Genomic DNA, 20,619 nt, shown 5'->3' with positions numbered 1-20,619 from the left:
GTGGTCGACTTGGTCGGACCGCCGCTCCGGACGCACCGAGAGACCTCTGGGAGGCACCCGACATGTCCGCCACGTTTCCGGCCGAAGAGGGCGAGCGGCCGGGCCGCATCATGTCCGGCGAGATGGCCGAGCAGCCCGAGGTGCTGCGCCGCATCCTCGACCGGGGCGCCCCGGAGATCCGGGCGGTGGCCGCCGAGATCGCGGCGAAGAACCCGCGCTTCGTCCTGCTCACCGCCCGCGGTACGTCGGACAACGCGGCGCTCTACGCCAAGTACCTGCTGGAGATCCGGCTCGGCCTGCCCTGCGGTCTGGCGTCGATGTCGACCACCACGGCGTACGGCGCCAAGCCGGACCTGCGGGACGTCCTCGTGATCACCGTCAGCCAGTCCGGCGGCTCGCCCGACCTGGTGGCCTCCACCCGGGCGGCCCGTGAGGCCGGCGCGATCACCCTGGCCGTCACCAACAACCCGGACTCGCCGCTCGCCGCCGTCTCCGAGCACCACATCGACATCCTGGCGGGCCCGGAGAAGGCCCTTCCGGCCACCAAGACGTACACCGCCTCCCTGCTGTCCCTCTACCTCTTCGTCGAGGGCCTGCGCGGCGGGGACGGCGCCGCCGCCGCGATCCTGCCGGAGCTGGCCGAAGCGGTCCTGGCCCGCAAGGACGAGATCAAGGGCCTGGCGTCGCGTTACCGCTTTGCCGAGCGCATGGTCATCACCTCGCGCGGATACGGCTACCCCACGGCCAAGGAAGCCGCCCTGAAGCTGATGGAGACGAGCTATATCCCCGCGCTCTCCTACTCCGGGGCCGATCTGCTGCACGGCCCGCTCGCCATGGTCGACAACATCTCCCCGGTGATCGCCGTGGTCACCGACGGCCGGGGCGGCGAGGCCCTCCAGCCGGTCCTGGACCGGCTGCGCGGCCGTGGCGCGGACCTCTTCGTGGTCGGCCCGAAGGCCCAGGTGGAGGCGGCATCCGCGGGCTTCGTGCTGCCGACGGCCGGGGTCGCCGAGGAGGTCCAGCCGATCCTGGAGATCCTGCCGCTGCAGTTGCTGGCGTACGAGGTGACCATTGCCCGTGGTCAGGACCCGGACGCGCCCCGCGCACTGGCCAAGGTCACCGAGACCCGCTGAACACGGGGCGGCCCGCAGAAACACCCGCGGGCCGCGGCGCCAGGACGGGACCCTCAGCCCGTCCGGCACCGCAGCCCGGAGTTACTCGGCCGGCGGTGTGCGGTGCCCCCGGCCGGGGAGAGGCGCCGTCGCAGTCAGGGCAGAGAGCGCGGCCACCTCGATCCACTCTCCTGTGCGGGGAGAGCGGAAGCTCTGTCTTGAGCATTGTGGACTAGACCATTCGCCTGTGTCCATCCATCGGAGCGCGGCAATTTCCGGCCCCTTCCCCCTTGAACGTACGGGCCGGTCGTTCGGTTCGGAACCAGTGCGTATCCACAGGTACGCTCGCACACGTGCCCTCCATGAACGACCTCGTCCGCCAGCACACAGCCCTGAGTGACACCGACCTCGAGTGGCTGCATCTGCTGGTCTCGGAGTGGCAGCTGCTCTCCGACCTGTCCTTCGCCGACCTGGTCCTCTGGGTTCCCACCCGCGACGGAACCCGCTATGTGTCGGTCGCCCAGATGCGGCCCAACACCGGCCCCACCTCCTACCAGGACGACATGGTCGGCCACCTGGTGCCGCGCGGCCGCCGTCCGATGCTGGACGCGGCGCTGGACGAGGGCCGGATCGTGCGCGAGGGTGACCCGGAGTGGCGCGAGGAGGTGCCGGTACGGGTCGAGTCCATCCCCGTACGCCGTGAGGGCAGGGTTCTCGGGGTCATCGCCCGGAACACCAACCTCCTGACCGTCCGCACCCCGTCCCGGCTGGAGCTCACCTACCTCCAGTCGGCCTCGGACCTGGCCCAGATGATCGCTGCCGGATCCTTCCCGTTCCCCGGCCAGCAGGTCGACATGGATGCGTCGCCGCGTGTCGGCGACGGGCTGATCAGGCTCGATGCCGACGGCGTCGTCCAGTACGCCAGCCCCAACGGCCTCTCCGCGTACCACCGCCTCGGTCTCGCCTCCGACCTGGTCGGACACCACCTCGGCAAGACCACCGCCGAACTCGCCCCGTCCCGCGGCCCGGTGGACGAGGCCCTGGTCAAGGTGGCCAGCGGTTACGCGCCCCGCGAGTTCGAGGTCGAGTGCGCGGGCGGCGTGATCCAGCTCCGGGCGATCCCGCTCAAGCCCAAGGGTGTCCGTATCGGCTCCCTGGTCCTGCTCCGCGACGTGACCGAACTGCGTCGCCGCGAGCGTGAGTTGATCACGAAGGACGCCACCATCCGGGAGATCCACCACCGGGTGAAGAACAACCTCCAGACCGTGGCAGCCCTGTTGCGTCTGCAGGCCCGCCGGATGGATTCCGAGCAGGGCCGCGAGGCCCTCAACGAGGCGGTACGGCGCGTCGGTTCGATCGCCATCGTCCATGAGACGCTGTCCCAGAATCTGGACGAGCGGGTCGAGTTCGACGAGATCGCCGACCGGGTCATCGCGATGGTGGCCGAGATCTCGCCGGGCAAGGTCACCTGCCGTCGCACGGGCCGTTTCGGCATCCTCGACGCGGAAGTGGCCACTCCGCTGGCCATGGTGCTGACCGAGGTGCTGCAGAACGCATTGGAGCACGCGTTCACCGTCGCCGAGACCGGCACGGTGGAGGTCTCTGCGGTGCGCGGCGGTTCCCCGGCCGAGGGCCGGTTGCTGATCACCGTCCAGGACGACGGGTGCGGACTGCCCGAGGGGTTCGACCCGCAGCGGGCCGGCAACCTGGGGTTGCAGATCGTAAGGACGCTGGTGGAGGGCGAGTTGAGCGGATCGTTCGGCATGGTCCCGGCTCCCGGGCGCGGCACCCAGGTGGTCCTCGACATCCCGGTCAGCGCGGAGAAGTAGCCGGAGCTGTTCCCCGGGGGAACAGCAGTGAGCCCGGACCGTTGTTGATGGTCCGGGCTCACTGGTCATGCATGCGCTTCGGGGGTACTGCGCGCTGCGACTCGGGGGGCGGGGTGGTGCGTACGCTCTGTACGCGCCGCCTGACTGAGGCTCGTAGCGGTGGCGTCGGATCAGGCGCTGGCGTTACGCGCCCGGTTGCGAGCGGCGCGGCGCTTCATTGCGCGGCGCTCGTCCTCGCTGAGGCCACCCCAGACGCCGGAGTCCTGGCCGGACTCGAGCGCCCACTGCAGGCACTGCTCCATGACGGGGCAGCGACGGCAGACGGCCTTGGCTTCCTCGATCTGCAGCAGCGCAGGACCGGTGTTGCCGATGGGGAAGAACAGCTCGGGGTCTTCCTCACGACAAACGGCGTTGTGACGCCAGTCCATGGCTGCTACCTCTCCTTGGTATTGCATACTGTTGCTTGTGAATGTGAACGCTTTCACGAATCCCCCCACAGCTGATGGGCCGACGCCCAGATGAACTGGTTGTGGTCCTGTGAAGTGAGGAGGGGTTCTGGCTCTCAGTGGAGGCCGTTGTTGCGGGCCGTCCCGATCGCCATGTAGAGATTCGCAAACCTCGGCGGCGGATACAACCCCTTCCGGAAACTTTTTTTTGATTCCTCGGTGTCGGCTAGGTCACAGCCGTACTTCTATGGGGTGGAGGCCAGTCCAAACGTTCGAGTTAAAGGACTTTGGGTCCTTCCGCTCACACAATCACACGCAGTGCACGGCGTACGCCTGTGAACGTCACACTGGTACGCAGGCCCAGGTGGTCACCGTCCATCTGGAACGGCAGTGGAACCTTTGAATGCAAGGTGAAGTCCGTGAGGTCGTGAAGTGAAACAGCGTGCTTGCCGTGCGGACCCTTCTCGGGGCTCGAAGTGAGCAGCTGGGTGCCGTACCGGGCGACCGCGGGGGTGGAGAGGCGCTTCAGTCCGAGGACATCCAGGGCGGTGTCGAACGAGGCCTTCGGGGATGCGTATATAGGACGATTCCCCAGGTAGGTCCAGGGGGCCGTGTTGGAGATTATGGACAGCGCGAGATCGGTGACCGGGTTCGCGCCGGGGACTTCCAGCGTGATCGTTCCGTGCCGCCGGTGCGGTTCGTCCAGGAACTGCCGCACCACCTGACGTACGTACAGCGCATGCGTCGACCGTTTGCCGCGCTCGCGCTTCTGTTCGACCCGGCCGACCACGCCCGCGTCGAAACCGAGACCGGCACAGAAAGTGAACCAGCGCTTGGGGACCGACTCGTCCTCGGTCCCGGGCGTGCCGGCCGCCAGTCCCAGACCGACCGTGCGTTCGGTCCGGTTGGCCAGCGCATCCAGGATCGCGCCGGTCGCCTCCACCGCGTCGTTGGGCAGGCCCAGAGCGCGCGCGAAGACATTGGTGGAGCCGCCGGGCACCACGGCGAAGCTCGGCAGGTTGTCGATGTCGGGACCGTTGTGGAGCAGGCCGTTCACGACTTCGTTGACCGTGCCGTCGCCGCCGAGGGCCACGACGAGATCGATGTCGTCGGAGTCGGCGGCCCGCCGCCCCAGGTCCCGGGCGTGCCCGCGGTACTCCGTGATCACCGCCTCCAGCTTCATCTCGCTGGCCAGCGCGTGGATGAGCACGTCACGGGTCCGCGCACTGGTGGTGGTAGCAGCTGGATTGACCACAAGGAGTGCGCGCATGACGGCCAGACTACCTACCGCGTGGAATCGGTCTGAAGTCCTCACCCGTTGTCTTCACGTTCGGTGACGGTCCGGGTGCGAGGGGCTGCATCGCGGCACTCCGATCCGGACCCCGGCTTCGCTTTCGCGGCGCCGGGATGCCAACCTGCAAGGGTGAGTACTCAGCAGAACACGCCGCCCTCGTCGCCCACGGCCGAGCCGACGAAGCCGGCCAGGATCGCCCTCGTGGCCGGACTCAACGCCCTCGAAGGGGCGGCGCTCGCACTCGGCGGGGTCTACATGCTGGTCATGGGCCTGCTCGGCCGGCCGGACAGTCCGGAGCAGGCGGAGATGGGCGGTCTCACGCTGATCGCGCTCGGCCTGATCCCGCTCCTCGCCGCGCGAGGACTGCTGCTGCGGCGCAGCTGGAGCCGGGGTCCGGCGCTGATCACGCAGCTCATGGCGCTGCCGGTGGCCTGGACGCTGCTGCGCTCCCACGGTGCGCTGATCCCGGCGGGGATCGTCCTCGCCGCGGTGGCGCTGACCGCGCTGGTGCAGCTGTTCAGGCCGGTGACGAGGGAGGCGCTGGGCATCCGGGGTCCGCGCGCGACGCCGGAGGCGTGACGCGCGACGCCCGCTACTCCTCGACGAGCAGTCGTTCGCGCAGCTGTGCCAGCGTGCGGGCCAGCAGGCGCGAGACATGCATCTGGGAGATGCCGACCTCCTGCGCGATCTGCGACTGCGTCATGTTGCCGAAGAACCGGAGCAGCAGGATGCGCTTCTCCCGGGGCGGCAGGTCCTCCAGCAGAGGCTTCAGCGACTCCCGGTACTCGACGCCCTCCAGCGCCTCGTCCTCGGAGCCCAGCGTGTCCGCGACCGCAGGGGACTCGTCGTCCGTGTCCGGGACGTCCAGTGAGAGCGTGCTGTAGGCGTTGGCCGACTCCAGGCCCTCCAGGACCTCTTCCTCGGAGATGCCCAGCCGCTCCGCCAGCTCATGGACCGTGGGCGACCGGCCGTGCTGCTGGGAGAGCTCCGCGGTGGCCGTGGTGAGCGAGAGCCGCAGCTCCTGCAGCCGGCGCGGCACCCGGACCGCCCAGCCCTTGTCGCGGAAGTGCCGCTTGATCTCGCCCACGACGGTCGGTGTCGCGTACGTGGAGAACTCGACGCCGCGGTCCGGGTCGAACCGGTCCACCGACTTGATCAGGCCGATCGTGGCGACCTGCGTCAGATCGTCCAGCGGCTCGCCGCGGTTACGGAACCGGCGGGCCAGGTGCTCCACGAGCGGCAGATGCATCCGCACCAGCCGGTTGCGCAGTTCGGCCTTCTCCGGCGAGCCGTCGGGGAGTTCCCGAAGCTCGATGAAGAGTGCCCGCGCTCCACTGCGGTCACGCGGATCGTGGTGTCCGTGCTCGCTCATCTGGCCTGCCCGCTCCGCCTGCTCCACCGCGACCGTACGGACCACCGGCCCGTCCGCCCCGTCCTCCGGATGGGGCAGGGCCTGCTGCTCCGGGATGCCTGCTGGTCGCACCACCCCTGGTCGGATCGTCTCGTCCCGCACAGGACCGTCCCCGTTCCCGTTGCTCACGCCGGCCCGGGTCCCGCGCCGCGCTGTTTGTACAGGCTGATACTGACCGTACGGTCGTCGGCGACCGTGGAGTCGACCTTGCCGGCCAGTGCGGAGAGCACCGTCCAGGCGAATGTGTCGCGCTCGGGGGCCCGGCCGTCCGTCGTCGGGGCCGCTACCGTCACCTCGAGAGAATCGTCGACGAGTCGGAAGACGCAGCTGAGGACGGAGCCGGGCACGGCCTGCTGGAGCAGAATCGCGCAGGCCTCGTCGACCGCGATGCGAAGATCCTCGATCTCGTCGAGCGTGAAGTCCAAGCGCGCTGCGAGACCGGCCGTGGCCGTACGCAGCACCGACAGGTAGGCACCCGCAGCGGGCAGCCGGACTTCCACGAAGTCCTGATTCCCGGGCTCGCCTGCGATCTGGGACACCCTCACCTCCAAGGTGGCACAAACTCTTTCGAGGTTCCGGGAAGGGTGCCCCGGAGCCATGCGGTACGTCTTCGGTTCTTGGTCCGGCGACGCTATCGCGATCCATGATGCCGTGTCGCCGGGACCCCATCCCATGACTGTCACTCATGGTAAGCCCATGAGTACACACAGTGGCTAGAGGTCTGCGGCGGTCAATTACGAACAACAGGCGCCGGTTTGACGTACCCAGACGTCAGACGATCGAACCGTCCTCGAAGCACCAACGCCAGCTCTCGCCCGCCTCGTAGCTCCGCATGACCGGATGGCCGGTCGTCTTGAAGTGATCCGTGGCGTGCTGCAGAGGCGACGAATCACAGCAGCCGACATGGCCGCAGACCAGGCAGAGCCGCAGTTGCACGGGGTGGGTGCCCGCGGCAAGACATTCGGGACATGTGGCGCTGAGCGGGGCGGGCTCGGGGCGCGGCAGTTCGAGAACGTGCAGGCACTCACTCATGATTGTCAGGTTACGACGGATGTGAGGACGGTGAGATGGACGCATTGCCGCTGGTGGCACTTGTCGCGGCCAGTGCGGCCATCGCGGGGGCCGCCCGCCGCACCCCGGTGCCGGCCCCGCTGCTGCTGGTCGCCGGGGGGCTGCTCGCCTCCTATCTGCCGGGCGTGCCGTCGTACACCCTGGACGCCCACATCGTGCTGCCGCTGCTGCTGCCGCCGTTGCTCTACACGGCCGCGGTCGACAGCTCGTACCTCGATCTGCGCGCCAATGTCCGGCCGATCGCCCTGCTCTCCGTCGGCTACGTCCTCTTCGCCACCTTCGCCGTCGGCTGGCTGGCCTATTGGCTGGTGCCCGACCTGCCGCTGACGGCCGCACTGGTGCTGGGCGCCGTCGTCGCGCCGCCGGACGCCGTGACGGCGGCCGCCATCGCCCGCCGGGTCGGGCTGCCGAGCCGGGTCACGACGATCCTGCAGGGCGAGTCCCTGGTGAACGACGCGACGGCGATCACCGCCTACAAGGTGGTGCTGGCCGCCGCCGTCGGCGAGAGCATCAGCTGGGGCGCCGGGATCGGCGAGTTCCTCCTCGCGGCGGGCGGCGGTGTCGGGGTCGGTCTGGTGCTGATGGTGCCGCTGCACTGGCTTCGCACGCACCTCAAGGAAGCCCTGCTGCAGAACACCCTGTCGCTGCTGATCCCCTTCGTGGCGTACGCGGCGGCGGAACGCGTGCATGCCTCCGGAGTGCTCGCCGTGGTCGTCGTGGCGCTGTATCTGGGGCACCGCTCCTGGCAGGTCGACTTCGCGACCCGGCTCCAGGAAGCGGCCGTGTGGAAGATGGTCGCGTTCATCCTGGAGTCGGCGGTCTTCGCGCTGATCGGACTGCAGCTGCCCTTCGTACTGAAAGGGCTCGGCACCTATGCCGTCACGGAGGCCCTTCGGTACGCGGTGGCCGTGTTCCTCGCCGTCGTCGTGGTCCGCTTCATCTGGGTCTACCCGGCCACCTATCTGCCGCGGTGGCTGTCGAAGCGGATCAGGGAGCGCGAGACCGAGACCAACTGGACCTCGCCCCTGATCGTCGGCTGGGCCGGGATGCGCGGCGTCGTCTCGCTCGCCATCGCATTCTCCATCCCGGTGGCGATGACCAACGGCGAGGACTTCCCGGCCCGCAACCTGGTGCTCTTCCTGACCTTCACGACCGTCATCGGCACGCTGGTCGTCCAAGGGCTCACCCTGCCGCTCCTGGTGCGCGTCCTGAAGCTCCCGGGGCGCGACGCGCAGGCGGAGACCCTCGCCGAGGCGCAGGCCCAGAGCGAGGCCTCCGCGGCTGCCGATGCGCGCCTGGAGGAGTTGCTCACCGACCCACGCAACTGTCTGCCCGGACCGCTCACCGACCGGCTGCGTATGGTCCTGGAGCGCCGCCGCAACGCCGTGTGGGAGCGGCTCGGCGCGGCCAACCCGGTGACCGGGGAGTCGGCCGACGACACCTACCGGCGGCTGGCCAGGGAAATGATCGACGCCGAGCGCACGGTCTTCGTACGGCTGCGGGACGAGCGGCGGATCGACGACGAGATGATGCGGAACCTGCTGCGACGGCTGGACCTGGAGGAGGCGGCGGCCTACCGCGAGGAGTCCGACGTGCCCCAGGGCTGACCGGTGACGACCGCCACGAGCCTCGTCCCCGGGGCGAACGCGCCCTCCTGGGCCAGCTCGGTCAGCCCGTACAGCAGTTTGGCGACGTAGAGCCGCTCGACGGGCAGCCCGTGCCGGTCCTCGAAGTCGTCGGCGAAGGCGTGCAGCTCCGGAGTCGTACGGGCGTAGCCGCCGAAGGCGAAACGCTCGTCCAGGGACCACACCCCGGCGGGCCCGCCGAACGCCTCCCGCTGCAGCTCCCGTATCGCGTCCCCCAGGAAGCCGCCGCGCAGCACCGGAATGCCGAGTGCCCGCTGCCCCGGTGCGAGGCCGGCGGCGAGACCGGCGAGGGTGCCGCCCGTGCCGCAGGCCACCGCGACCACATCGGCCAGGCCGTGCAGCTCCCGCCCGAGCGCTGTGCAGCCCTGTGCGGCCAGGGCATTGCTGCCGCCCTCCGGGACGACACTGCACGCCCCGTAGGCGCTCAGCAGCCCCTCCAGGACCGCCGGATCGGTCTTCGCGCGGTACGTCGCACGGTCCACGAAGTGCAGACGCATGCCGTCCTTCGCGCACTGCGCCAGCGACGGGTTGAGCGGCCGGCCGGCCAGCTCGTCGCCGCGTACGACGCCGACGGTGGGGAATCCGAGCAGCCGGCCGGCGGCGGCGGTGGCGCGCAGATGGTTGGAGTAGGCGCCGCCGAAGGTCAGCACGGTGCGCCCGGCGGCGGCCGTCAGATTGGGGACGAGTTTGCGCCATTTATTGCCCGGCAGATCCGGGTGGATCAGGTCGTCGCGTTTGAGCAGCAGCCGTATGCCGTGCCGGTCGAAGCGCTCGTCCTCGACCGGTTGCAGGGGTGACGGGAGCACCGGCTGCAGCCGGGAGAGGTCGAGTGGGTGGCAGGGCATGCGCCCATTGTCGCCCGGTCTGCCGGTCGGCCCCCGTCGCCCTGGTGGCGTGGGTGCGGGCGTGCGGCTACTTCAGCCGGGCGTGCATCCGGGTGCGCAAGGACTCCATCGTGAAACCGCGAGGATCGACCTTCCCGGGCTGCCACTCCTTGTGGCCGATGACCGAGCGGGACGTCCAGCCGTGATGGCGGCAGACTGCGGCGGCGGCCCTCTCGATGGCTTCGAGCTGGGCGTCGGGCCAGGGGTCCTTGCCGTCGCCGAGGTTCTCGCACTCGAAACCGTAGAAGTGCCTGTTCCCGTCGGTGTCGGCCTCGTTGTCGGGCGGGAGGCGCTTCTCGGCGACGACGGCGCGCAGCACGTCGTCGTCGCCGAGGCCGGCGTGGTTGGCACGGCCGTAGCCGACGAGGTGGATCCGGCCGTCCTTGGCGATCACGCCGTGACACAGCGGGCCGGGCAGCTCCGGGTAGCCGTCGCGGCAGATCCGGACGGTGGCCGCGGTACCGCTGGTGACCGTGTGGTGGATCATCACGCCGTTCACGGGGCCCCAGGGGCCCTTGTGATTGCGGTTGTGCGTACGCCAGTCGCCTACCTGGACGACGGTGAGTCCTTCGTGCCGGAGGGCTTCGAGCAGGGCGCTCGCGGACATGGGGGTGGACATGGCCGACTCCTTTGGGGTGTGGGGGGAGCGAGTCCGTACACCGCTTGTATCGGAGCGCCGTGCTCCGGGCCATCCGCCGGCACGTTGTTCGGGCGGTGTGCGAGCAGATCCGGTCAATTCCGCCAGCATCCGGTGAGGTTCAGTCCTGGGCGAGCCACAGATCGGGGCCGAACACCTCGTAGTGGATGTCGGCCGCCGGGACGCCCTTGGCCAGCAATTGGGTGCGGACGGCCCGCATGAAGGGCAGCGGACCGCAGAGGTACGCGTGCGTGCCGGACGGGACCGTGAGGCCGCTCAGATCGACCAGACCGGTGCGGTCGGCCGGGTGGCCGGGCTCCGGGTTCTCGTACCAGAAGTGCGCCACGGCGTCCGGGAGTTTGTCGGTGAGCCGCTCGTGGTCGGTGCGCAGGGCGTGGTCGGCGGGGGACCGGTCGCCGTGCACGACGGTGACCGGGGCGCGATGGCCGGTGGCCGCGAGGTGGTCCAGCATCGACAGCATCGGGGTGCAGCCGATACCCGCGGAGGCGAGCAGCAGCGGGGCGTCGACGGCGTCGAGGACGAGATCGCCGTAGGGGGCGGAGACACGCAGCCGGTCGCCCGCCCGGGTGCGGGCGTGCAGGTGGGACGAGACCTCGCCGTCGGGCGAGCCGTCGCCGTGCACCCGCTTTACGGTGATGGAACGGACCGGCGAGTCCGGGGCCGAGGAGAGGCTGTACTGGCGTATCTGGCGTGCCCCGTCGGGGAGTTCCACCTGAACGGAGACGTACTGGCCGGGGCGGAAGGCGGGGGCGGAGGTGCCGTCGGCCGGGCGGAGCCGGAAGGTGGCTACATCCGCGGTCTCCTCGATCCGGTCGGTCACCTCCCACGCGCGCCAGACGTCACCGGCGGCCACGCCCTGCTGCGCGTACAGCCGGTCCTCGATGGCGATCAGGGCGTTGGCCATCAGCCAGTACACCTCGTCCCAGGCGGCCGCGACCTCAGGGGTGACCGCATCGCCGAGCACCTCGGCGATGGCGGCGAAGAGATGGGTGTGCACGACGTCGTACTGCGCGGCGGTCACGCCGAGCGAGGCGTGCTTGTGGGCGATCCGGCCGAGCATCACGTCGGGGCGGGTGTCCGGGCGCTCGACCAGCTGGGTCGCGAAGGCGGCGATGGACCCCGCGAGGGCCTGGCGCTGGGCGCCGGACGCCTGGTTGCCGCGGTTGAAGAGGTCGCGCAGCAGCTCGGGGTGGGCGTCGAACAGCTTCCGGTAGAAGAGATCGGCGATGTCGCCGATGGCCGCGCCGACGACGGGGAGGGTGGCACGGACGGTGGCGGTGGACGGCTCGGAGAGCATCGGGCTGACTCCTCGGAGGTTGAATTGGTATCTGAGATTCGTATTTTTGGGCAGCGGAAACCGCCCGGTGGGGATGTGGTGGTTCAGTCGGCGGCCGGGCGGCCACTGCTGATGCCGATCAGCAGGGGGCCGGTGGGGGAGGTGACGAGTTCGGCGACGGTGATCGGATCGAGCGAGGCGTAGAAGGCATCCTCCGCCCGGCGCAGGGCGCCGCGCAGCCGGCAGGCCGAGCGCAGCGGGCAGGGGGTGCTGCCCTCGCACTCGACGACATCGCCGGGCCCTTCGAGCTCGCGGACGAGTCCGCCGATCGAGGCGGACCGGCCGGCTCCGGTGAGGGTGAGTCCGCCGCCGCGGCCCCGCCGCGCCTCGATCAGGCCGAGGTGCTGCAGTCGGGCGACCACCTTCGCGGTGTGGGTGTACGGCACCTGCATGGTCGCCGCCACCTCCCGGGTGGTCGGCGGGTCCTCGTTCTCCACGACGGCGAGGCGCATCAGTACGCGCAGCGCCACGTCGGTGAATCTCGTCAGCCGCATGGTGGTCAGCCTAGATAACTTGCATCAGCGATGCAAATTAAGAAGCGATGTGGACATCGCTCGGCGTCGTGCCCAGCCCAAAGACCGATTAGTCACACTCTTTTGTGTAATAGCGTGCTGCGTCCCCACGCTGAAAGGCTTCTTCTCGCAGGTCAGCCGATGATCGAGAGGACGTCAGATGTCCGTTGGTGAAGAGGTTCAGAACACGCAGGCACCGCCGCAGCAGAGTCTGGGCACGGCGGCTGCGCGGAACCTCGCGACGACCACCAAGTCCGCTCCGCAGATGCAGGAGATCACCTCGCGGTGGCTGCTGCGCATGCTTCCATGGGTGCAGGTACAGGGCGGCACATACCGGGTGAACCGCCGGCTGAGCTACTCGGTCGGAGACGGCCGGGTGACGTTCGTGCAGACCGGTGACCGGGTCACGGTGATCCCCGCGGAGCTCGGTGAACTGTCCGCCCTGCGGGACTTCGGCGACGAGGAGGTGCTCGCCGAGCTGGCCCGGCGGTGCGAGCAGCGCGAGATTGCCGCGGGGCAGGTGATCGCCGCTTCCGGGGAGTCCGCGGACCGGGTCTTCCTGCTGGCGCACGGCAAGGTCGAGAAGGTCGGCACAGGCCCCTACGGCGACGAGGCGGTGCTCGGGGTGCACGCCGACGGGGCGTACTTCGGCGACCACTCCTTGATCGAGGGCGACGCAGTCTGGGAGTACACGGCCCGCGCCGTCACCGCGTGCACGGTGCTCACGCTGAGGCGGGCGGATGTGCTCAACCTCGCCGAGCGGGCGGACTCGCTCCGCGCGCATCTCGCCGGCCTGCTCAACATCCCGCACCAGCGCACCAACAAGTACGGCGAGGCGGAGATCGACCTCTCCGCCGGCCATGTCGGCGAGGCCGTCGTCCCGCACACGTTCGTCGACTACGAATCGGCGCCGCGCGAGTACGAGTTGAGCGTCGCCCAGACCGTGCTGAAGGTCCACAGCAGGGTCGCCGACCTGTACAACCAGCCGATGAACCAGACCGAGCAGCAGCTGCGGCTCACGGTCGAGGCGCTCCGCGAGCGCCAGGAGCACGAGCTCATCAACAACCGGGAGTTCGGGCTGCTCAACAGCTGCGACTACGACCAGCGCCTCCAGCCGCACGACGGCGTGCCCGGCCCCGACGACATGGACGAACTGCTGTCGCGCCGCCGCGGATCGAAGCTGTTCCTCGCCCACCCGCGGGCCATCGCCGCGTTCGGCCGCGAGTGCAGCAGGCGCGGGCTGGTGCCGGAGAGCGTGGAGATCGGCGGCCACCATGTGCCCGCCTGGCGCGGTGTACCGATCTTCCCGTCCAACAAGATCCCGGTAACCGACGCCCGCACCACGTCGATCATCTGCATGCGAACCGGCGAGGCCGAGCAGGGGGTCATCGGGCTCCAGCAGACCGGCATCCCCGACGAGATCGAGCCGAGCCTCTCGGTCCGCTTCATGGGCATCGACGAGCAGGCGATCATCTCCTACCTGGTGACGGCCTACTACTCGGCGGCCGTGCTGGTGCCGGACGCCCTCGGGGTCCTGGAGAACGTCGAGGTCAGCCGCTGGCGCTGAGGTCCGCGGGACCCGGACCTGCCCCGTCCGGGTCCCACCCGTCATCCCCGGCCCGAGGCCGCCGATCCGAGGTGTCCTGGGTCGGTTGACCCACCCCGGCCCGGGACCGGCGGCCCGTCCCGGTTTCCTCGGACGGGCCTGGTCCGCTCCGACGGGGGTGACCTATGGGCCGAGTGACCTGTGGCGCTGCCCCGTGGAAACCACCCGCTCACCGCACCACCGACGCCCCGGCCGGGTCGCTCCGGACCCGGGTGACCTGAGGGAGCCACTGTGACCATGATCAGTACGGACACCGCCACCGCCGAGGGCCATGAGGCCCTGGCGCTCCTGGAGCGCACCCGGAGTCTCGTCGATCCGCAGCTTCGGGCCGCGGTCGAGTCGCTGCCCGGATCCATCCGGCGTGTCGCGATGTACCACTTCGGCTGGGAGCACGGCGACGGCACTCCGACCGCGGGGCAGGCCGGCAAGGCGATCAGGCCCGCACTCGTCCTCTCCGCGACCCGTGCGGTGGGCGGCGATGCGGAGCAGGCGGTGCGGGCAGCCGTGGCCGTGGAGCTGGTCCACAACTTCAGCCTGCTGCACGACGACGTCATCGACGAGGACCGGACCCGCAGGCACCGGCCCACGGCCTGGACGGTGTTCGGCGTCCCGGCCGCCGTCATCGCGGGCGACGCCATGCTCGCCCTGGCCCACCGGCTGCTCACCGAGGACACCCGCCCGGCCTCGGCGCGCGCCTCGACCCGGCTCGCGAACTGCGTCATCGAGCTGTGCGCGGGACAGCAGGCCGACTGCTCCTTCGAGGAGCGCGGCCCCGACGAGGTCTCGCTCGACGAGTGTCTCGCCATGGCCACCGCCAAGACCGGCGCCCTCCTCGGCTGCGCCTGCGCGCTCGGTGCGCTGTACGCCGGCGTGGAGGAGCGGGCGGTCGGCGCGATGGACGGCTTCGGCCGGGAGGCGGGCCTCGCCTTCCAGCTCATCGACGATCTGATCGGCATCTGGGGGGACCCGGCGCAGACCGGGAAGCCGGTCGGGGCGGATCTGACCGCCCGCAAGAAGTCCCTGCCGGTGGTCGCCGCGCTGACCTCCCACACCCCGGCGGCGGCCGAACTCGCGGCGCTCTACCGGGGTTCCATGCGCACACCCGGCGAGGTGAGCCGAGCCGCCGACGCGGTCGACCGGGCCGGCGGCCGGGACTGGGCGCAGGTCGGCGCGGCGGACCGGATGGCCCGCGCGGTCCACCATCTGTCCCGGGCGGTGCCCGACCTGGCGGCGGCGGGCGATCTGCTCGCCCTGGCTGAGTTCGTCACCCGCCGGACCCACTGAGGGAGGAGAGGAGAAAGAGGAAGTGGCCGTCATCCACCGAACGCGCCGGGGCAGAGAGGAGGGCGGCGGAGCGACCGGCTCCCGCCGGACCCGTACGGCATCAACTCTAAGATCCTGTACGTCGGTTGAGGTGGTACGAGCGAGAGCGGGAGCCGGACATGGGCGTACGGATACGGCAGGCGGAAGCGGAAGACCGGGAACAGGTGGTTCGGCTCCTGGACGAGGCGTTCCACCACGACCCGGTCAGCGGCTGGGTCTTCCCGGACGAGGCGCACCGCCGGGCCGTGCACGGAAAGTTCCTCGGCGTCTTCGTCGACGTCACGCTCGCCGAAGGCCGTATCGACCTGCTGGAGGACGGCACGGCCGTGGCCCTGTGGCTGCCCGTGCCCGCGGGCGCGCCCCCGGAGGAGGACACCACCCCCGCCCTGATGCGCGCGACCGCGGACCCCGACAACGAGCGGGCCGAGCTGGTGGGGAGGCTCACGGGCGCGATCCACCCGCACGACAGGGCCCATGAGTATCTGCTCATGATCGGGGTGTCCCCGGACCGTCAGGGGGAGGGGATCGGTGCGACCCTGATCGCCGATGTGCTGGAGCGCTGCGACCGCGACGGCGTCCCCGCCTATCTGGAGGCGAGCAGCGCGCGCAGCCGCCGGCTCTACGAACGGCTGGGCTTTACCTTCATGGGCACGACCGTCGAACTCCCGGACGGTCCCTCGATGTGGCCCATGTGGCGGGAGCCGCAGGTCGGCTGAGGTCACGGCGCCCGTGGCGCCCGCAACGGCGAAGTGGAGGGCGCCCGGGGGACGGCGATGGGCACGGGCTACAGTCCGTGCCCATGACAGACGAGTCATGGGCAGGGTGGTACCGGGACCGACAAGGTTCCGAGGCCGTCATTCTCACCACCGATGGACAGCAACTCCGGATCCGGATCAGGGGCGTCGACTTCGAGGGCGAAAGCTTCGACGACCTCGCTCCGGTGGCCGGCATGCCGCCGGAGAGCGGAATGTTCGCCCTGGCGGACGGCGCTCTCACCGATTGCGTGCTGGAGTGGGACCTGCCGCTTCCGGTCGTCGCGGACGGCACGGTTCACCAGGCCACGCTCGGCTGCCTGTTGTCGCTGCGCCGTCCGGACGCCGATCTCCATCTGGAGCTGCACTTCGGCGGCGCGGTCTACGGGTCGCGCCGGGCCGAGTGCGACTTCGCCACCGCACTCGCCATGATCCAGCGCTCCCTCCCGCCCGGAGTCCGTCTGCAGTCATGCATCGCCTGCGCGTTCTCGGACTACTTCCCGGCGACGACCGACCGGGGACTCTCCGGCGGCCTTGCCTGTTTCCGGGGTGCGAAGGACGCGTACCGCGGGGCGGCGGGCGAGGACGATGTGCTCGATCTGTGGGACCGGCGGACCGGGTTCGTCCAGGAGATCTGGAGCTGCCGCGAGTTCGAGGCCCGCCCGGCGGAGGGTGCGGGCACCGGTCACCGGGGCGCGTTCCCGCTCGAACTCGCCTGAGAGCCCGAGGACACACAGGACGAGCTGCTGAACCCGGCCCGTACCGAACCCGGCAGCGCCTAGCGGTCATGCGCGCCGGGCGTCGGCGCGCACCGGTCATGCGCGCGCCGGCCGTCAGCGCAGGCCTTCCCAGCCCCAGCGCGGCGTCGGCCCCGGATCACCGAGGTCCGCACCGGCCGGGGACGCCGAGACGTCGCGCGCGATCCTGGTGCCCCAGTCGAAGTACTCCAGCACTCGGCGGCGCAGCAGCTCGTCGTCCGGCAGTTCCTTGTCGACCGCGGCTGCCATCAGCTCCATCCAGCGCAGCCGCTGCGGCTCGGTGACCGACAGCCCGAGATGGGAGCGCAACAGGGACTGATGGCCCCCGAGCTTCCCGGTGTAGTCGGTGGGCCCGTCGAAGATCTCGGCCAGCCACACGGCGACATGTTCGATATGGGTCGGAGTGAAGTCCGCGAAAACAGGGGCGAGCAGCGGGTCCGCCAGCGTCCTGTCGTAGAAGGTGCTGCTCAGCCGGCGCAGTGCGTCGATACCGCCGATGGCCTTGTACAGCGTTTCCGGACGCTCGCTCACGCGTCTACCTCCAATGGCTGGACCCGGTCCGCCCCGGGCCGCTGGGCCCAGCATCCATCAGGGGGAGCGGCCCGCCGGGACCGTTCGCTGCCGGCGGATCAAGCGGGGGCACAGGTTCAGCCGTTCCGCCGTGGTTCCTTGCGGCGTACCGCGGCCACCGGCGTGTCCGATTCCGCCCAGAGCGAGGAACTGTTCCCAACCGCCCTGCCCGCGGGCAGAGTCGGCCCATGAGGCTTCTGATCCTGGGCGGTACGGAATTCGTCGGACGTGCCGTCACCGAGGCGGCGCTCGCGCGGGACTGGCACGTCACGGTGTTCCACCGCGGCCACCACCCACCCCCGCCGGGCACCATAGAGCTGTTCGGCGACCGCACCACCGCCGACGGCCTCGCAGCGCTCGCCGCCGCGGGGGAGGGCGGCTGGGACCTGGTCGTCGACACCTGGAGCGGCGCGCCCTCGGCGGTGCGGGACGCGGCCCGGCTGCTCGCGGACCGGGCCGGGCGGTACGTGTATGTCTCCAGCCGTTCGGTGTACGCGTACCCGGCCCCGGCCGGACTGCCCGAGGACGGACCGCTGGTGACCGGCGCCTCGCCGGACGCCGGGGCGGAGGTCTCGTACCCGTTGGCCAAACGCGGTGGCGAACTGGCCGCGCTCGACGCCTTCGGCGACCGCGCCCTGCTGGCCCGCGCCGGACTGATACTCGGCCCGTGGGAGAACATCGGCAGGCTGCCGTGGTGGCTGCGGCGGATCGCCCGCGGCGGACCCGTGATGGCCCCGGGCACCCCGGACACCCCGCTCCAGTACATCGACGCCCGCGACCTCGCCAACTGGCTGCTGGACGCGGCGGATCGCTGCCTGCACGGACCGTACAACCTGGTCAGCCGCCCGGGGCACGCCACCATGGGCGAGCTGCTGGATGCCTGTGTACGCGCCACCGGCTCCGACGCCGTGCTGCGCTGGACGGCCACCGAGAAGATCCTCGCGGCGGGCGTGGAGCCATGGACCGACCTGCCGGTCTGGCTGCCGCCGGGAGAGTTGCACGACACCATGCACCGCGGCGACGTCAGCAAGGCATGCGCGGCCGGACTCCACTGCCGGCCGGTGGGGGAGACGGTCACCGACACCTGGAACTGGCTGTCCGAGCTGGGCGGCGCGGCACCGCAGCGGCCGGACCGCCCGGTGGTGGGGCTGGACCCCGGGACCGAGGCGAAACTGCTGACGGAATAGGGGCGGAGAGACGCCGGCTGCCGGGCAGGCGGCGCACGCGCCGGGGCCCGTCCGGCCCATCCGGCGCGGCACATCGTCGGCGGGATCGCGGCGCTGCCGACGGCCGGATCGGCGGCCACGCCGATGGCCCGAAGGAGCCGTCTGCGCAGCTAGTTTGGGCCCCATGGCCGAAGAACTGCTGCAGCACCTCACCGAACGCCCCTTGTGGGAGGCGGCCCGCGGGACGGGGACGTACGAGATGTCCACCCGCGGCCGCACTCTGCACGAAGAGGGCTTCATCCACTGCTCGTCGCCCCACCAGCTCCCCGGCGTGGCCGAGATGCTGTACGGCTCCGAGAACCCGGCCGGTGCCGAGGGCCCGGTGGACCTGGTGGTACTCGTCATCGATCCCGCGCGGCTCTCGGTACCCGTGCGGTACGAAGCCCTGGCGCCCGGCGGCGAGGAGTTTCCGCACATCTACGGTCCCGTCCCGGTCGACGCGGTCGTGGAAGTGCGTCCCTGGCCGCGCAAGGAAGGCAGCCCCGCATGAACACCGCACCCCCCACCGACCCCGGCCCCAGCACCGCCGTCCGGGATGCACCGATCATCGCGGTGACCGGTGCGAGCGGCGCGGTCGGCGGCCGCGTCGCACAGCGGCTCGCGCGCGCCGGTGTCCCCGTACGGCTCCTCGGCCGCGACCCGTCCCGGCTGCCGGACCTGTCCGGCGCGGTCGCCGCACCGCCCGCCGCCTACGGTGACGGGGAGGCGATGCGCCAGGCCCTTGCCGGCGCGCACACCCTGTTCCTCGTCTCGGCGCACGAGAGCCCGGACCGGGTACTCGAGCACACCACCGCCGTGGACGCGGCGGTCGCTGCCCATGTCGAACGCATCGTGTACGTGTCCTTCCTCGGCGCCGCGCCGGACGCCACGTTCACCTTCGCCCGCGACCACTGGCACACCGAGGCGCACATCCGCGTCGCCGGTGTGCGCCACACCTTCCTGCGCGACAGCTGGTACCTCGCGGGTATCCCGGCGATGACCGGGGCCGACGGGGTGCTGCGCGGCCCGGCCGGTGACGGCCGGGTCGCGGCGGTTGCGCACGAGGACATCGCGGACGCGGCGACCGCCGTCCTGCTTGCCGACACCGAGAGCGAGGACACCCGCCACGACGGGGTGACGTACGACCTCACCGGACCCGAGGCGTTCACCCTCGCCGAAGCGGCCGAGGAACTGAGCCGGGCCACCGGACGCACCATCACCTACCGCCCGGAGACCCGGGAGGAGGCCTACGCCTCACGGGCGCAGTACGGCGCCGAGGAGTGGGAGGTCGCCGGCTGGGTGACGTCGTACGAAGCCATCGCCGCCGGCGAGATGTCCACGGCCTCGGACGCGGTGACGCGCCTCACCGGTCGCCCGGCGAAGAGCCTTGCCACATACCTGAGCGAGAATCCGGACAGCTACCGGCACTTGCTGAAGGCGGACTGACCGTCCGACGGCACGACCGATGACCGATGACCGATGACCGATGACCGATGACCGAGTACCGACGACCGGGGAGCCGGCGGTGAGCGGGCCGGCGGTCCGACCGGACCGAAGGGACGGAACGGCAGCCATGCGCACACAAACCCCCTGGGGGCCCTGGGACCCGGCCCCGCTCGCCGAGGTCGCCCGCCGCTTCGCCCCGCTGCGCACCCCCTGGTGGATCGCGGGCGGCTACGCGGTCGAGCTGGCGGTCGGCCACGCCTTCCGAGAGCACGTCGACATCGACGTCACGTTGCTCCGCCGCGACCAGCTCACCGCCCAGCAGGTGCTCGCCGGCTGGGAGTGGTGGGCCGCCGACCCGCCCGGCACCCTGCGCCCGTGGCTCCTGGGCGAGATCCTCCCGCACGGGGTCCACGACATCTGGTGCCGGCCGGGCCCCGACGAGCCCTGGCGCATCCAGCTCATGCTCGACGAGGCGGACGGCACCGACTGGGCCTTCCGCCGCGACACCCGCATCCGCCTCCCGCTCGACCGGCTGGGCCGGGTCTCGGAGGACGGCATCCCGTACCTGGCCCTGCATGTGCAGCTCCTGTACAAGGCGAAGTCGCGGCGGCCCAAGGACGAAGAGGACTTCACAACGGCGCTGCGGGTCCTGACCGCCGACCAACGTGCCTGGCTGACCGAGACCCTCACCCTGGCGTACGGCGCCGACCATCCTTGGGCGGTACGTCTGCGCGGGTACCGGTGACGCCGGCCCCTGACT

At 70.8% G+C, this 20,619-nt stretch carries 22 protein-coding genes; 12 read left to right on the top strand and 10 right to left on the bottom strand.

Annotation, left to right across the window (positions count from 1 at the left end; all coding sequences use genetic code 11):
- Positions 1-62: 62 nt before the first annotated feature.
- Positions 63-1,133: an SIS domain-containing protein gene (locus tag ACWCP8_RS00345; protein ID WP_326627375.1), complete on the top strand. Its 1,071-nt coding sequence runs from the start codon at positions 63-65 to the stop codon at positions 1,131-1,133.
- Positions 1,134-1,474: 341 nt separating this feature from the next.
- Positions 1,475-2,941, top strand: coding sequence for a sensor histidine kinase (locus tag ACWCP8_RS00340; RefSeq protein WP_352266455.1), 1,467 nt, complete (start codon positions 1,475-1,477; stop codon positions 2,939-2,941).
- A 170-nt stretch (positions 2,942-3,111) separates the two neighbouring features.
- Here ACWCP8_RS00340 and ACWCP8_RS00335 read toward each other — a convergent pair whose 3' ends face one another.
- The gene (locus ACWCP8_RS00335) at positions 3,112-3,369 is read right to left on the bottom strand and encodes a WhiB family transcriptional regulator (RefSeq protein ID WP_003953983.1); all 258 of its coding nucleotides are present in this window, start codon (positions 3,367-3,369) and stop codon (positions 3,112-3,114) included.
- Between the two features lie 319 nt (positions 3,370-3,688).
- Positions 3,689-4,657, bottom strand: coding sequence for a diacylglycerol/lipid kinase family protein (locus ACWCP8_RS00330; protein WP_352266401.1), 969 nt, complete (start codon positions 4,655-4,657; stop codon positions 3,689-3,691).
- A 225-nt stretch (positions 4,658-4,882) separates the two neighbouring features.
- Between ACWCP8_RS00330 and ACWCP8_RS00325 the strand changes: the two genes are divergently transcribed.
- The gene (locus tag ACWCP8_RS00325) at positions 4,883-5,260 is read left to right on the top strand and encodes a hypothetical protein (RefSeq protein WP_352266456.1); all 378 of its coding nucleotides are present in this window, start codon (positions 4,883-4,885) and stop codon (positions 5,258-5,260) included.
- A 13-nt stretch (positions 5,261-5,273) separates the two neighbouring features.
- On the opposite strand, the gene ACWCP8_RS00320 is transcribed toward ACWCP8_RS00325, so the two are convergent.
- The 3 genes from ACWCP8_RS00320 to ACWCP8_RS00310 all read right to left on the bottom strand — a co-directional run bounded on the left by ACWCP8_RS00320 (position 5,274) and on the right by ACWCP8_RS00310 (position 7,124).
- Positions 5,274-6,221, bottom strand: a complete 948-nt coding sequence (locus tag ACWCP8_RS00320) for an RNA polymerase sigma factor SigF (RefSeq protein WP_382828530.1) — start codon at positions 6,219-6,221, stop codon at positions 5,274-5,276.
- Entirely contained in the window at positions 6,218-6,631 is a 414-nt protein-coding gene (locus tag ACWCP8_RS00315) for an ATP-binding protein (RefSeq protein WP_030915678.1), read from the bottom strand. Before ACWCP8_RS00315 ends, ACWCP8_RS00320 begins: the two co-directional genes overlap by 4 nt.
- A gap of 232 nt (positions 6,632-6,863) precedes the next feature.
- The gene (locus tag ACWCP8_RS00310) at positions 6,864-7,124 is read right to left on the bottom strand and encodes a UBP-type zinc finger domain-containing protein (RefSeq protein ID WP_267002005.1); all 261 of its coding nucleotides are present in this window, start codon (positions 7,122-7,124) and stop codon (positions 6,864-6,866) included.
- Between the two features lie 35 nt (positions 7,125-7,159).
- On the opposite strand from ACWCP8_RS00310, the gene ACWCP8_RS00305 reads away from it, so the two are divergent.
- Positions 7,160-8,770: a Na+/H+ antiporter gene (locus tag ACWCP8_RS00305; protein ID WP_352266402.1), complete on the top strand. Its 1,611-nt coding sequence runs from the start codon at positions 7,160-7,162 to the stop codon at positions 8,768-8,770.
- On the opposite strand, the gene ACWCP8_RS00300 is transcribed toward ACWCP8_RS00305, so the two are convergent.
- From ACWCP8_RS00300 to ACWCP8_RS00285, 4 genes are all read right to left on the bottom strand, one after another.
- Entirely contained in the window at positions 8,737-9,654 is a 918-nt protein-coding gene (locus ACWCP8_RS00300; RefSeq protein ID WP_352266403.1) for a 1-aminocyclopropane-1-carboxylate deaminase/D-cysteine desulfhydrase, read from the bottom strand. The two genes, ACWCP8_RS00305 and ACWCP8_RS00300, sit on opposite strands and share 34 nt — an antisense overlap.
- A 67-nt stretch (positions 9,655-9,721) precedes the next feature.
- Positions 9,722-10,312, bottom strand: coding sequence for an N-acetylmuramoyl-L-alanine amidase (locus ACWCP8_RS00295; RefSeq protein ID WP_451113815.1), 591 nt, complete (start codon positions 10,310-10,312; stop codon positions 9,722-9,724).
- 139 nt (positions 10,313-10,451) lie between these two features.
- On the bottom strand, positions 10,452-11,648 hold the full coding sequence (locus tag ACWCP8_RS00290) for a globin domain-containing protein (RefSeq protein WP_352266405.1): 1,197 nt from the start codon (positions 11,646-11,648) through the stop codon (positions 10,452-10,454).
- 83 nt (positions 11,649-11,731) lie between these two features.
- The gene (locus ACWCP8_RS00285; RefSeq protein ID WP_352266406.1) at positions 11,732-12,181 is read right to left on the bottom strand and encodes an RrF2 family transcriptional regulator; all 450 of its coding nucleotides are present in this window, start codon (positions 12,179-12,181) and stop codon (positions 11,732-11,734) included.
- 178 nt (positions 12,182-12,359) lie between these two features.
- On the opposite strand from ACWCP8_RS00285, the gene ACWCP8_RS00280 reads away from it, so the two are divergent.
- From ACWCP8_RS00280 to ACWCP8_RS00265, 4 genes are all read left to right on the top strand, one after another.
- A complete protein-coding gene (locus tag ACWCP8_RS00280) occupies positions 12,360-13,766 on the top strand; it encodes a family 2B encapsulin nanocompartment shell protein (protein WP_451113814.1) in 1,407 nt (468 codons plus the stop codon).
- Positions 13,767-14,042: 276 nt separating this feature from the next.
- Positions 14,043-15,089, top strand: a complete 1,047-nt coding sequence (locus ACWCP8_RS00275) for a family 2 encapsulin nanocompartment cargo protein polyprenyl transferase (RefSeq protein WP_451113813.1) — start codon at positions 14,043-14,045, stop codon at positions 15,087-15,089.
- A gap of 158 nt (positions 15,090-15,247) precedes the next feature.
- Positions 15,248-15,844, top strand: a complete 597-nt coding sequence (locus ACWCP8_RS00270; RefSeq protein WP_355995188.1) for a GNAT family N-acetyltransferase — start codon at positions 15,248-15,250, stop codon at positions 15,842-15,844.
- 83 nt (positions 15,845-15,927) lie between these two features.
- Complete coding sequence (locus ACWCP8_RS00265; RefSeq protein ID WP_326627363.1) at positions 15,928-16,599, top strand: DUF6304 family protein; 672 nt, start codon at positions 15,928-15,930, stop codon at positions 16,597-16,599.
- A 114-nt stretch (positions 16,600-16,713) separates the two neighbouring features.
- Here ACWCP8_RS00265 and ACWCP8_RS00260 read toward each other — a convergent pair whose 3' ends face one another.
- Positions 16,714-17,169 carry a group II truncated hemoglobin gene (locus tag ACWCP8_RS00260; RefSeq protein WP_451113812.1) on the bottom strand — a complete coding sequence of 152 codons (456 nt, stop codon included), beginning with the start codon at positions 17,167-17,169 and terminating at the stop codon, positions 16,714-16,716.
- A 227-nt stretch (positions 17,170-17,396) separates the two neighbouring features.
- Between ACWCP8_RS00260 and ACWCP8_RS00255 the strand changes: the two genes are divergently transcribed.
- The 4 genes from ACWCP8_RS00255 (at position 17,397) to ACWCP8_RS00240 (ending at position 20,604) form a co-directional block, all read left to right on the top strand.
- The gene (locus ACWCP8_RS00255) at positions 17,397-18,395 is read left to right on the top strand and encodes an NAD-dependent epimerase/dehydratase family protein (RefSeq protein ID WP_451113811.1); all 999 of its coding nucleotides are present in this window, start codon (positions 17,397-17,399) and stop codon (positions 18,393-18,395) included.
- A 163-nt stretch (positions 18,396-18,558) separates the two neighbouring features.
- Positions 18,559-18,924 carry a DUF952 domain-containing protein gene (locus ACWCP8_RS00250; protein WP_451113810.1) on the top strand — a complete coding sequence of 122 codons (366 nt, stop codon included), beginning with the start codon at positions 18,559-18,561 and terminating at the stop codon, positions 18,922-18,924.
- Complete coding sequence (locus tag ACWCP8_RS00245; RefSeq protein ID WP_451113809.1) at positions 18,921-19,859, top strand: NAD(P)H-binding protein; 939 nt, start codon at positions 18,921-18,923, stop codon at positions 19,857-19,859. The genes ACWCP8_RS00250 and ACWCP8_RS00245 overlap by 4 nt, the downstream gene beginning before the upstream one ends.
- A gap of 127 nt (positions 19,860-19,986) precedes the next feature.
- Positions 19,987-20,604, top strand: a complete 618-nt coding sequence (locus ACWCP8_RS00240) for a nucleotidyltransferase domain-containing protein (protein WP_451113808.1) — start codon at positions 19,987-19,989, stop codon at positions 20,602-20,604.
- Positions 20,605-20,619 lie beyond the last annotated feature (15 nt).

This window comes from Streptomyces sp. NPDC002206 (genome assembly GCF_053593595.1).
This window is presented reverse-complemented; position numbering and strand designations above follow the sequence as displayed.

What these genes read in the sequence shown, in the direction of transcription:
- ACWCP8_RS00345 (WP_326627375.1), top strand. Translation starts at nt 63, where the DNA reads ATGTCCGCCACGTTTCCGGCCGAAGAGGGCGAGCGGCCGGGCCGCATC.
- ACWCP8_RS00340 (WP_352266455.1), top strand. Translation starts at nt 1,475, where the DNA reads ATGAACGACCTCGTCCGCCAGCACACAGCCCTGAGTGACACCGACCTC.
- ACWCP8_RS00335 (WP_003953983.1), bottom strand. Translation starts at nt 3,369, where the DNA reads ATGGACTGGCGTCACAACGCCGTTTGTCGTGAGGAAGACCCCGAGCTG.
- ACWCP8_RS00330 (WP_352266401.1), bottom strand. Translation starts at nt 4,657, where the DNA reads ATGCGCGCACTCCTTGTGGTCAATCCAGCTGCTACCACCACCAGTGCG.
- ACWCP8_RS00310 (WP_267002005.1), bottom strand. Translation starts at nt 7,124, where the DNA reads ATGAGTGAGTGCCTGCACGTTCTCGAACTGCCGCGCCCCGAGCCCGCC.
- ACWCP8_RS00305 (WP_352266402.1), top strand. Translation starts at nt 7,160, where the DNA reads ATGGACGCATTGCCGCTGGTGGCACTTGTCGCGGCCAGTGCGGCCATC.
- ACWCP8_RS00300 (WP_352266403.1), bottom strand. Translation starts at nt 9,654, where the DNA reads ATGCCCTGCCACCCACTCGACCTCTCCCGGCTGCAGCCGGTGCTCCCG.
- ACWCP8_RS00295 (WP_451113815.1), bottom strand. Translation starts at nt 10,312, where the DNA reads ATGTCCACCCCCATGTCCGCGAGCGCCCTGCTCGAAGCCCTCCGGCAC.
- ACWCP8_RS00290 (WP_352266405.1), bottom strand. Translation starts at nt 11,648, where the DNA reads ATGCTCTCCGAGCCGTCCACCGCCACCGTCCGTGCCACCCTCCCCGTC.
- ACWCP8_RS00285 (WP_352266406.1), bottom strand. Translation starts at nt 12,181, where the DNA reads ATGCGGCTGACGAGATTCACCGACGTGGCGCTGCGCGTACTGATGCGC.
- ACWCP8_RS00280 (WP_451113814.1), top strand. Translation starts at nt 12,360, where the DNA reads ATGTCCGTTGGTGAAGAGGTTCAGAACACGCAGGCACCGCCGCAGCAG.
- ACWCP8_RS00275 (WP_451113813.1), top strand. Translation starts at nt 14,043, where the DNA reads ATGATCAGTACGGACACCGCCACCGCCGAGGGCCATGAGGCCCTGGCG.
- ACWCP8_RS00270 (WP_355995188.1), top strand. Translation starts at nt 15,248, where the DNA reads ATGGGCGTACGGATACGGCAGGCGGAAGCGGAAGACCGGGAACAGGTG.
- ACWCP8_RS00265 (WP_326627363.1), top strand. Translation starts at nt 15,928, where the DNA reads ATGACAGACGAGTCATGGGCAGGGTGGTACCGGGACCGACAAGGTTCC.
- ACWCP8_RS00255 (WP_451113811.1), top strand. Translation starts at nt 17,397, where the DNA reads ATGAGGCTTCTGATCCTGGGCGGTACGGAATTCGTCGGACGTGCCGTC.
- ACWCP8_RS00250 (WP_451113810.1), top strand. Translation starts at nt 18,559, where the DNA reads ATGGCCGAAGAACTGCTGCAGCACCTCACCGAACGCCCCTTGTGGGAG.
- ACWCP8_RS00245 (WP_451113809.1), top strand. Translation starts at nt 18,921, where the DNA reads ATGAACACCGCACCCCCCACCGACCCCGGCCCCAGCACCGCCGTCCGG.
- ACWCP8_RS00240 (WP_451113808.1), top strand. Translation starts at nt 19,987, where the DNA reads ATGCGCACACAAACCCCCTGGGGGCCCTGGGACCCGGCCCCGCTCGCC.